Source organism: Escherichia sp. E4930, from assembly GCF_005845405.1.
Taxonomy (GTDB): domain Bacteria; phylum Pseudomonadota; class Gammaproteobacteria; order Enterobacterales; family Enterobacteriaceae; genus Escherichia.
In genome coordinates this window covers 1-10683 of record NZ_VCDZ01000059.1, presented here as the reverse complement: position 1 = coordinate 10683, position 10683 = coordinate 1, and the positions used below count along the sequence as shown (strand labels likewise).

General features: G+C 47.4%; 11 protein-coding genes. All 11 read right to left on the bottom strand.

Annotation, left to right across the window (positions count from 1 at the left end; genetic code table 11):
- Positions 1 to 593: CRISPR-associated endonuclease Cas3'' (locus tag FFT88_RS24855; RefSeq protein ID WP_135406020.1), on the bottom strand; the 593-nt coding region annotated here is incomplete at its 3' end.
- Positions 594 to 1095: 502 nt separating this feature from the next.
- Entirely contained in the window at positions 1096 to 1365 is a 270-nt protein-coding gene (locus FFT88_RS24850; protein ID WP_135406022.1) for a PerC family transcriptional regulator, read from the bottom strand.
- Between the two features lie 78 nt (positions 1366 to 1443).
- A complete protein-coding gene (locus FFT88_RS24845; protein WP_135406019.1) occupies positions 1444 to 2082 on the bottom strand; it encodes a ParB N-terminal domain-containing protein in 639 nt (212 codons plus the stop codon).
- On the bottom strand, positions 2067 to 3299 hold the full coding sequence (locus FFT88_RS24840) for a phosphoadenosine phosphosulfate reductase (protein ID WP_135406018.1): 1233 nt from the start codon (positions 3297 to 3299) through the stop codon (positions 2067 to 2069). Before FFT88_RS24840 ends, FFT88_RS24845 begins: the two co-directional genes overlap by 16 nt.
- Positions 3300 to 3339: 40 nt before the next feature.
- Positions 3340 to 4170: an ATP F0F1 synthase synthase gene (locus FFT88_RS24835; RefSeq protein WP_135406017.1), complete on the bottom strand. Its 831-nt coding sequence runs from the start codon at positions 4168 to 4170 to the stop codon at positions 3340 to 3342.
- Between the two features lie 2 nt (positions 4171 to 4172).
- A complete protein-coding gene (locus tag FFT88_RS24830) occupies positions 4173 to 4733 on the bottom strand; it encodes a hypothetical protein (protein WP_097456810.1) in 561 nt (186 codons plus the stop codon).
- Between the two features lie 219 nt (positions 4734 to 4952).
- A complete protein-coding gene (locus FFT88_RS24825) occupies positions 4953 to 6314 on the bottom strand; it encodes a VasL domain-containing protein (protein ID WP_135406016.1) in 1362 nt (453 codons plus the stop codon).
- Between the two features lie 54 nt (positions 6315 to 6368).
- Positions 6369 to 6674: a hypothetical protein gene (locus FFT88_RS24820; RefSeq protein WP_001535186.1), complete on the bottom strand. Its 306-nt coding sequence runs from the start codon at positions 6672 to 6674 to the stop codon at positions 6369 to 6371.
- A gap of 65 nt (positions 6675 to 6739) precedes the next feature.
- Positions 6740 to 8485, bottom strand: a complete 1746-nt coding sequence (locus FFT88_RS24815) for an NERD domain-containing protein/DEAD/DEAH box helicase (protein WP_135406021.1) — start codon at positions 8483 to 8485, stop codon at positions 6740 to 6742.
- Positions 8486 to 8720: 235 nt separating this feature from the next.
- Positions 8721 to 9965: a GIY-YIG nuclease family protein gene (locus FFT88_RS24810; protein WP_001535192.1), complete on the bottom strand. Its 1245-nt coding sequence runs from the start codon at positions 9963 to 9965 to the stop codon at positions 8721 to 8723.
- A gap of 155 nt (positions 9966 to 10120) precedes the next feature.
- Entirely contained in the window at positions 10121 to 10522 is a 402-nt protein-coding gene (locus FFT88_RS24805; protein WP_032175932.1) for a hypothetical protein, read from the bottom strand.
- Positions 10523 to 10683 lie beyond the last annotated feature (161 nt).

Sequence of the window (10683 nt, the reverse complement as noted above, 5' to 3'; positions counted from 1 at the left end):
AGTTCAACGCCCTCGTCCTCATCCCAGAATGCGGGGATCTCGATGAGCGGAAACAGTGGTTTGATTGCAATGAGAAAATCTCGTGCAGCAGCTTTATCTTCAGGCAGAAAATTATCCAGTTCATCAATACGGTCAGGAGGCCGACCATGATGCCCGGTAGTTACGGGCATCCACATATCTATTACCCGTTTGAGCTTGCGCGGAGAGAGTGAAGATGAAGGAAGCAACTCTTCGCATCCTCTTAAATAATGATGCCACAACCAGTAGCCCAGCGTTGAATGAGAGATTTTTTCGTAATTTTTTCTGGCACCTTCCGGCCTCCTGAGTTGTGGGTGCAGGTAAAGTTGCTGAAATGAGCGGGCAAATTTTCCCGTATCGTGCCAGCACAACAACCAGGCGAAAAATTGTGCTGGCTGCTCCGTGTCAGCGAAACCTAATTGACGAAAATAGTCAGCCAGCCCGAAGCAGTTGCTTTTAACCATTAAATAGCCCATTGCGGCTACATCCAGCGAATGCCAGCAAAGGAGGTGATAGTCGTCACCCCCCTCTTTCTCGCCACGTCGGGTTTTTCCCCAAAAATCCCAAAAAGTCATATTAACAAAAGTCTCATCATGCCAAACCTGAATATATTTCCGCTGCATTGCTTTACAAAAGTCGAAAAAATAGTTTCACACATCTTTAATGTCTTTTCATTTCAGGACAAATCAAAAACTTCAATATTCTCCAACGCACACCTTTTTTGTATAATCCGCCATAAAACAACAATAATTTGGCAGTCTGGCTGTATGTCATATACTCTGTCGGTAAATATTCGGAAATATCACGGCACCGGTTATATTTCCCCTTATTTTGACAGGTAGTTCAGAATCCAAACAAACAATTTATTGCTGATGGAACAACTGCTGTTGTTTTCGCGGGGACCAGGGGGCATACGTAAGCGTAAAGCCAGCACAGCCTGTTATACTGATTCCCTGCAGAATAAGTTAGAACTCTGCCTGATTCAGAAGGCGTTTTCTTCATCGCATAAAAGTTGCCATGTCATTGATATACTGTTTGCCATCCCTTTCTTCATCATTAATACCGGTTACCTGAATATCAACAGACCGGTGCACCTTTTCTGAATACCTCCCCGGACGGGCTGGCAATCCCCATTCGCCTCAGCGTGGCATCTGCAGCTTTCGCTACTTCGCTGATATCCAGCTTTTCAGGTAGCGGCGGAGACGATATCTGCGCCAGACAATATTCCCGTCGCAACAACAACCACTCCCGTTGTGCTTCTGTACATTCAACATTGCCCATAACAAAAAGCCAGCGGGCAGAAGCTCTGCGCCAGTAACCTGCAGCCTCCAGTTTCTGCGCAACAATGTCTTCCACAACTTCCGGGGTACTCTTTTTCCTGCTCAAAACATTAACTCACTGAAATAATATACATATCTGACGGTCTCAGCGAACCGTCCATGCCGGGCTGAAATCCTCTTCCTGAAACAATTCCGTCAGCCCGCTAATCTGTTTCAGTCTCAGCACTTCATCCTGGTCCATACCCAGCTCAGTGCCAATGCGTTCATCCGTCCAGCCCAGGCGTGAAAGGTCCCTGACAATATCAGACATTGAGGTTATCTGGTGTTTCCCCCTGGCCCGGTTATGTCGGATGGTCGCAGCAATACGAGAGGCCTGTCCCTTTCTGTCCGGATTAATACAGGTCACTGGCAACCACCCCTTCAGACGTTCTCCCGTACCTGCTTCCCTGCCCAGTAACTGACGATGAAAACCATCCACCACCAGATAATGGTTCTTCTCCTCTGACACAACCACTGGCTGAGTGAAACCATCCTTCTCCAGGGACTGTTTCAGCAGTTTCTTCTCACCCGGCGCCATGACATTGGGGTTATAATCGTTGGCCACCACCTCATCTGCTTTCACCCACAGCACACAGTCCACAGGCTCCTGTGCAAAAGGACTGACTTCATGAAGTACCCTGCGCAGATGATTCAGGGCCTGTATGGTTTCTTCTTCAGTTCGTGCCTGGCTGAAGTACTGACGAATCATGTCGCCCAGCATCTCCGGTGTCACAGAATCCCCCATTCCTTCCTCCTTTCCTTCATACGCTGCAGATAACGTTCATAGTGCCGGGGTTTGTTCGGGCTGAAGGACAGCGTCCGGCACCAGAAATCATTCTTTATGAGAGTCTTACAGATACGTCGCCAGGACGGGATATCCCGGCAGCCCAGGTCATTCTCCTGTTCATCGGGAATATCATCCGGGAAGCCCCGCGTCTGATACCAGCGCAGATAGACAGCTATCTTGTTACGGTAATGTTCTGCCGTTCTTTCAGGCATCACATCCAGCAGGAACATCGCATAGCTGCGCCAGGTATGATGGGCTGGTTTTGAAATACGCTTACGCAGGGCAAAATAGGCACCGCTCTCATTGGCATAAAGCGCCCCGCTGGCAGCACCTGACACCCGCTCACACATCCTGGCCCAGGTTTCCGGTTCCAGAACATGGTAAAGCCACAGTCCCTTACGCTGTTCGGGACCAAAAGGTTCACAGACACGCATGTTGCGTAACGGCACGCCGGCACGGTACATCAGGTCATACAGGGGATTGTAGATAGCCCGGGTTCTGGCGTTATATATCCAGATATCACGGGCTTTCCAGTCATATAACGGATACATGGTGTAGTAAAACCCTTCAGGCGACGCCGTGGTCCAGGGCTTATCATCGGCATATCTCAGTTTGCGCTGGGACACCAGTCCCATAAAGCGGTTGAGGGATTCATCCGCCCGGACACCGGTCAGCACTGCCACTCCACACCGGTTGCCGGCAAACCAGGAAGAAAACGCCGGAACAAATTCCTCAAAGGTCATGGCGTAACGGTAAAAGGGAAAATACGCCATATCTGTAATGGCCCCCTCCGGTGGCTGGCGAACCCACTTCACACCCGACTCCCAGCATATCCACTCCGGCTGAAACTGCGAGACACCGTTTACCGTGGTCAGGGGAAGTGCCACCCAGTAAAAGATGTCCGTCACATCCCTGTACATCTCCCGCATCTTCTGAATGTGTTCAATGGTGCACTGGTACTGAGCCTCCCAGTCAATGAACAATACAGAGAAATGACGTTTTCTCCTGCGGGCCACCTCTGCCACAAGATGGAAAAGCACCGTGGAATCCTTTCCACCTGAAAAAGAGAGGCATACCGACGGAAATGTTTCAAAAATCCACTCAATGCGGGCGGTTGCTGCGCGCAGAACATTAGTACAAAGCCAAATTTTGTCTGTCATTAAATGATCATGCATTACTGAACAATATTATCTGCATCCCTTGATATAAAACAATTCATAATTTTTGTATCGAGTTGGCCAACCTTTTTTCATTACCAAATCGAGTTGTGTAATATCTCTCTTCGATACCATACAGCAAAAGTTTAAGCTCTTCGTCACAAGAAATTTCGAAACAGCCAGTGCCATCATCAAACTTTAATTTTTCAGAGCAATAATCATTTATATAAGTTAGCATATTCTCCCTGTCACTTACATCCATTTGGTTTAACGTATCCATCGCTAACGCTATTCTTTTTCTGTTTGGTTTTGAAACATTACATGCTTTATATTCACCAGAGAGAACAATAAACGACTCCCCCAGAAACTGTTCAACATCCTGTTCTGTTGCCTCTTTATAAAGAGTATCGATACCATTAAACATGGAAGAAATGGCTGACAAGGATTTAAATATAAGCGTGTCTTTTGCAGCAAGATATACTGCATCCGGGGTCTGGTTAACAACCAGACGATTCTTCCCGCTCTCTATCTTTGCTCTATCACCAAGTTCGATCATTTTTTTCTTGAGATATAATGATGGTGTTACCTTCTGAAAATAAAAGTCACCACTTTGAAATGAAAAAATAAATGCTATCTTTGAAAAATATTTTTTAGGCAATTCATCATAATTTTTTGAATCAAACTCATCTTTCAAAAAGGATGGGCAGTATTCCCGTTTACTAAATTCACTGAGACTAAACCAGGAATCTTCATCAAGATTATGATCCGGTGCATACGGAACCAATGAACACACTGACAGATCAACCCTTTCAAAAAGGGTATGATCTGAGACAATCTTAAAATATGGTTTTTTCCTGAGACCTTTTGCTTTAACAAATACATTATCCACTTTTATTTCCTTTCGATAAAGGTATAGTTATTAATCCTGAAAGCCATGGGCACTACAATATCTTGCGGTACTTTATATCTATAAGGACTGATAAGAAAAATCGACGCTCCTGTTTTTGTCTTAATATTATAAAACTCATACCTGAAAACAAGAAACAAAGGATTAAAATATAAGGCCTGAGATAAAAATGTAAAAATAAACAGCACTCCATAAACAAAGAACAACGCCACCCAGTTATTTATACTCAGGGCAACAAAAAAGTACCCCAGATAACTCGGTAAAAAAGAGTTATTCGCATGCTCAACTGAAATCACCTCACCTTTTTTAAACTCATCTTTTCCCAGCACAGCACTAAGCACAAGGCTGACTTTAGTCAAAACAACTGGTATTAAAAAATAAAAAAGATACGACCCTATCTGAGGAATACCACTTAACCACTGCAAACTCTGTTCATGCTGAAAAAAGTAAAACAACGTATATTTCTTTTGCACCAAAAATATGATTATCAACAAAGAGGTGGCATTGAATGTAAGCAGCAATCTAAAAAGGATGTTAATTATCATGATATCTGGCTCCTGGATATCTAAAAATCATGCGTCATATCACACAATTTGCATTATGAATAACCATAACAATATAACTCAGTTATTGCTACCCAAGCCCAGTATTTAAATAACTATACTATCAATGCGTAAAACCACATTAATGCTCCGCTGAAGAAGAGAAGCACTATACTCTGCAGTGCCTTTAGAAAATTATTCTCCAAAAGATGGAATATCACTTCATGTCCCCTGCCCACTTGTCTGCGTCAAAACCCAATAACGACTCACCAGCTCGACAAGACCATTTTCCACCTTTTTTTGCTGCTGTTCACTGCCATTCTGGTTACGGACTTCATCATAGCGACGTAACTGCTCTTCTGCCGGGATATGCCGGTTAAAAGCCTGCATGATGCCAAACACCTCCGTTTTCAGTTCACTGACCGTCATGTATTTTCCCCGCTGTTCATCCAGACGGTTCAGGCGTTCAGCCAGCTGCTGTAAGCGGGTCATGCCTTCGTTCCAGCCCGTCATCGCCTCTTCCGGGAGCGCACGACTCCTTACGCTCTTCTGCCAGTTATCCACCATTTCCTGTACCCGGGGATTGTCGGGGAAAAGTACCATCAGTTGCTGCAGTAGCTGCGCACTGCGCTGCAGGTTGTATGCCAGGGGTAATTCTGTCAGTCGCGTTATCTGTTGACCGGAAAGGGTTATCCACTCTGACGCATGATTTAACAATGAGGGTGTTCTGCTGAGCTGTGTCATCTGGTCTGCTGAAAGCACATCCGGTGGTGGTGTCAGCAGCGCCCTGAGTTGCTGCTCCGCCGGTGATGGTTGTGTCAGAAACTGCCATCCCGGAATGACCACGCTGACAGTCAGCAATGCCGCACAGACACCAGCCAAAAACGGCTTCAGAAACATGGACGGGAATTTCTGAAGGGAGGGTGTGGGCTCTGTTTTTGTTTCAGAAACAACATACACCAGACGGGAGTGCGGCAGGGGCTGATGTTCCTGTACGTCCCGAGCATCAGACCGGAGTGCCTGAGCCGGAAGGGTTACCGGAGACGACGCTTCGCCCTGCACCGGCTGATTTTCCAGACGGGTGATATATCCCTTCACCATGGCTTCCGGTAAAGCCACTTTACTGCTCTGTTTAAGTTCGTGCCGGGCCAGTGTGTCACTCAGTGCCTTCAGGAATGTTTCGGTCTGATACAGCAGGGGCAGGTTGTCACGGTCGTCCGGTGGCATGGCCCGGAGCGTTTTTTGCAGACGGTTGAACAGACCGGTAATAATTTCCAGCCGGGCGTGGGTATTCAGCGGCCACATCACTGACCAGTGATGCCGGGTCAGCGCCACAATCAGAGCCAGCCCTTCATTCAGGCCACTTAACCCTGTTGTATGCATCCGGGCGATGGTGTACCAGGATGCCGTCTGTAATTCCACGCCATTGTGTTCATACAGACGCAGGCAGAGCGTTTCCACGTAACACCAGTCCACATCCGGGCGTGCCGGGTGGGTCAGTTTGCTGATTTCATCGCGCAGGGCAGCATAATCCGGTAATGACCGGGGGTCACCACCGGTTTTCAGTTTCACTTCAGAAGTCATCGGCAGATTCAGTGTTGCTGTATTAAATCATGATTAACAGTTACGGAAAGAATGTCAGTGTGATACCGGGACCCGGGAAAGGTATTCCACTGCACGAATGATTGCCGGTGTCACATCCCACCGCCGTTTCAGAACCGGTAACAGCTCATTAAGGTTTCTGATATAACGCTCAGTGAATACCCGTTGTCCGTCCCGGGTTAAATGAAAACCAGACTGATTACAGGTAATGGTGATATGACAGGTATCGCTGCCAATATATACGGCTTCCTGAGGTCTGAATCTGACATTCCAGTGCCAGGAGTACGGAGAGTGGTTCAGATAAAAAAGACGCATCTGAATATCGTTAAATAACGGGTTCATGGCGAATTAAATAAACCTGATAATAACAGTATGGTGAAAGTCCGGAATAAAGAAATGGTCCGGTATTATGCAAAATCCTCAAGGTGACGACTGATACTGTTTTCACGGTAACAGGTCACCAGTAATTCACGGGTTGCCCGGGTAAACGCCACATAAAGCACCGGAATTACTTCAGACTCATCCGTTGCGCCAGAGTGAACGAAAGACGCATTGATAACTGCCACATACGGGAACTCCAGTCCCTTGCTGCTCTGGTACGTCAGTAAATGCACCACATCCTTACGTCGCGAGTATACCTTCTTGCCTTCCCTGTCAAAACAGGTGGCAAAAGGTACCCCGCGTTGTGTCATAACGTCCTGCAATTGTTTCGCTGAACGCTCTGTCGGACACAGCACAGCCATATCACTCCAGTGACCGCACAGGACATGGCGCTTCTCCAGCCAGTCTGCAACCTGTCTGGCTTCATCACGTTCAGAAGCACAACGCTGGATTTCCGGCTCTGTGCCCTCTTCACCACCCGCCTGTGGCTGAACGAGCGGTATTTCACGGTTCTGATGTTTTTCAAAATACTCGCGGGAGAATGCATAAGCAAAGTGCAGAATGCGTTTCGGATTACGGTAATTGACCGGCAGGACAGAAGTGCGTCCCTGCGCCTGAATCCCCACACTGGCCAGAGAAAAGTTCAGGGCCCGCTCCCGCCGGTAAATGGACTGGGCATCATCGTACATCAGGAGCAGTGAACGGGATGCGTTATCAAACAGACGGGCAATCAGGGCCAGCCAGCGACTGTCAAAATCATGCCCTTCATCCACCAGTACAGCATCATATCCGGTTTGGGTGATTTTTCCGCTGTTCACGGCCTCTTCCAGTACACTGAAGCATTTCTCAGGATATTCTTTTCTGTCTGCCGTCACCTGAATACCGTGGCGTTTTACCATTGAGGCACACCAGCTGTGAAAATGAGATACCGTAACCCGTGACGCCAGCCCTCTGGCCTCAATGCATTCCCGCAGATAACTGGCCAGGGTAATGTTGTAGCACAACACCAGAATCTTTCCGGGTGTGGTTTCAGCCAGGTAAAGGCAACGGAACAAAAGAATCATGGTTTTTCCGGAACCGGCCACACCATGAATGACACGATGCCCGTCACCAATATTTCTGGCCAGAATCTCCTGCTGGATATCCATGATTTTGATTTGTGAGTTCTGTTTCACGGTCACTTCAGGAAACAGATGGGCGCGCAGAATATCTCTCATCCGGGGTGTCACCCGGGTTCTGAATCCCGTGGTAAACATCCCGGCAATTTTTTGCCGGAACACTTCCGGTAGCACAGACGCAGTCATTTCATCCTGGCAGATTGTCTGTGCTGAAGGAAAAATCTTTTCCACCGCATTCTCATCATTCCCTGCCAGTGTCTTCAGTTGCTGACGGGTAATGCGGGTAAACACCACACCATACGCCCAGGCCAGGTTCAGCCGTCCCTTATACTGACCGTCATTCTGCCGTAAGCACGGGTCTGCAGGTAAGGCATTAACCGTATCACAGGCATAACGACGAACCTGTACCAGCGGATTTATTTCTGATTTCAGAAGACCGTCGGTTTCCAGCGTGACCTGCTCCTGATTTACCTCACGCAGCGTGGAAACCGTCCAGTCCTTGACCTCCAGAAATACCAGTCCGTTCTCCGGGTCTATAATGACAAAATCCGGATGCCGGTTTTTCCGTCCCACCGGGATATCGTACCAGACAAGGCAGTCATCATTCAGAAAGCTCTCCAGTCGTGAAGCTACCCTCCTCTCCCCGGGCGTCATTCTCTCCTCAGTGGACGCCGATACATTTATCAGTTTCGCCATAAACGCACCTTAATCTGTGAACAAAAAAATAATCATCACCGACACCCACGACGTTATATCGTGGGTGTCGTTTTATTCAGAAATAAAAAAACAGAATCATTAACATGACCGGAATACCGTGAACCATGCTGCAGGATATGTGCAGATATCCCTTCTGTTATATCCGGCCGGAATAAAATCAGAACACTGATTGTCAGGCAGCTTCATTTTCCGCGCACTCCAGACTCTGCAGATACTGCAGCGCCGCCGGGTCAGCCACATATTCCACCTGCCCGTGGTGACGCTCCACTTCACTTATGATTTTCTCAAGCTTCACGCGGAAAAATTCTTTACGCAGGTTAATCCTGTTGATGCGGTATTTTTCCAGACTGTCATGAAGTGTTTTTTCCAGTGCAGGCGCATCATCACAGGAAATCATGGCGTGAACATCAAAATCAAACGGAACAGAAGCACCACTTAATTCTTTTACCCTGTCCATGGGTTCCAGCCGTCGGGTCATGCCAATTTTAAAGACATCCTCACCAAACGAACCAATATTCGAAATGATATAAACATGCCCCTGTTTCGTAAGCTGAGCCATGGATTTAGCACGTTCATACTGCGCATGCGCTTCCTGAATTTTCTGTTCCAGCGCCAGGCGTTGTTTCTCTAACGCCTCCCTGTGAGCCCCTTCTGCTGCACGCAGCGCCTCTTCAACCAGTTTCTGCTGCTCAGCAAGACGCCGTTCTTCCTCTTCCGCTTCCCGCTGGCGCCGGTCAAGTTCATCCTGACGCTCTTTTTCTTCTCGCATCTGACGCTTAAGCTCTGCCTGATATTCCTTTTCTTCCTGCGCTTTTTCCAGCAATGCCACTTTGTCCAGAAACTGTTGCCTGACACTCTCCCAGTCAGAATTATCTTCCAGGTTAAGAAAGGCAATTTTCTCACTGACAGCAGCGTAAGCCTCTCTTTCCTTACGAAGCTGGTCATATTTGCTTTGCCAGTTATTAATCGTTACACCGGCCAACAGAGTCTTCGCCTTAAATTTCCAGGCGGAATCAACAATCCGTTGCATTGCACGGCTGGCCTTCTGTCTGGCGGTATGAAACTCCTCACGGCGTCTGGCAAGTTGCTCCTTTTCCTGTCGTATTCCCCGGGCTATCGCGGCATTGACAGTTTCATTAAAATCCCGCTCCCTCTGAACCAGCTCTGAAACGGCCTGCTCAAAGGCTGCTGTTTTCTTTCTGAGTCTCCGGTAAATAAAAAAACGAAGTAAAATTACAAATACAGTAAGCAAACCAAAAAACAAACCAATAATACCTGCCGGATTCGATACTGCATCAATAAAGCGCTCATTAAGATTTATCAGCGCCCTGACCGCCACATAAATCCCCCAGAGAATAACGCAAATTAAAATCAGGACAAATCCCGCTGCATTATCATCTTTTTTTCTTCCTGCCATGACTTTCCTTTATTTTCCTTCTCAGTAACTGAATATCTTTGATTAACGCCCTCCGGAAATATTTATACCCGGAAGGTTGTCCGGCTTTATGATGCCCGCCACTACAGGATTAACTGCAGGCTGAGCACAGATTCCTCTGCTATTTCAGTGTCAGATTAATACTGATTACCGGAACAAATGGGCAGATGCGTAAATCCGGGTTTGCTGGCCATATAAAGCGGCGCACAGGTAGGGTTGCGGGGTTCAGTGACCGGCACAGCCTCATTTTTCTCAGCCACCGACGGTTGTGACACCTTCCGGACAGCCGCTGATTTTTTCTTCTGAACCGGCTTCGTGGTGACCGGTGATTTCACCTGACGTTTGCCGGGTGCCACGCCATAACCGGAACAAAATCGCTTCGACTGACTCAGACTTCCGTCATTACAGACAAAGCGCCCGTCTGACGTACAGTGTGAAATACCACCTTTAGCACCCGAGCAGGGTTTTCTTCCCCGCGCAGCATCTGCCTGAACCGAAAATAAAAGCCCCACGAACAGAAAACAGATAATTTTCTTCATTTTAAAACTCATACATTGTTATTGCTGATATGCCCGAGTTATCAGGATTATGAAACATTCAGCCAGCGTTGTCATAAGCCAGAATAATGTCACATTCACACCTGACATATATCCATCGCTGTTTATTTCTGTTCTGCCCTCCCTGCTCCGGCTCACGTCTG

What these genes read in the sequence shown, in the direction of transcription:
- FFT88_RS24815 (WP_135406021.1), bottom strand. Translation starts at nt 8,485, where the DNA reads ATGACGCCCGGGGAGAGGAGGGTAGCTTCACGACTGGAGAGCTTTCTG.
- FFT88_RS24820 (WP_001535186.1), bottom strand. Translation starts at nt 6,674, where the DNA reads ATGAACCCGTTATTTAACGATATTCAGATGCGTCTTTTTTATCTGAAC.
- FFT88_RS24825 (WP_135406016.1), bottom strand. Translation starts at nt 6,314, where the DNA reads ATGACTTCTGAAGTGAAACTGAAAACCGGTGGTGACCCCCGGTCATTA.
- FFT88_RS24830 (WP_097456810.1), bottom strand. Translation starts at nt 4,733, where the DNA reads ATGATAATTAACATCCTTTTTAGATTGCTGCTTACATTCAATGCCACC.
- FFT88_RS24845 (WP_135406019.1), bottom strand. Translation starts at nt 2,082, where the DNA reads ATGGGGGATTCTGTGACACCGGAGATGCTGGGCGACATGATTCGTCAG.
- FFT88_RS24810 (WP_001535192.1), bottom strand. Translation starts at nt 9,965, where the DNA reads ATGGCAGGAAGAAAAAAAGATGATAATGCAGCGGGATTTGTCCTGATT.
- FFT88_RS24805 (WP_032175932.1), bottom strand. Translation starts at nt 10,522, where the DNA reads ATGAAGAAAATTATCTGTTTTCTGTTCGTGGGGCTTTTATTTTCGGTT.
- FFT88_RS24840 (WP_135406018.1), bottom strand. Translation starts at nt 3,299, where the DNA reads ATGCATGATCATTTAATGACAGACAAAATTTGGCTTTGTACTAATGTT.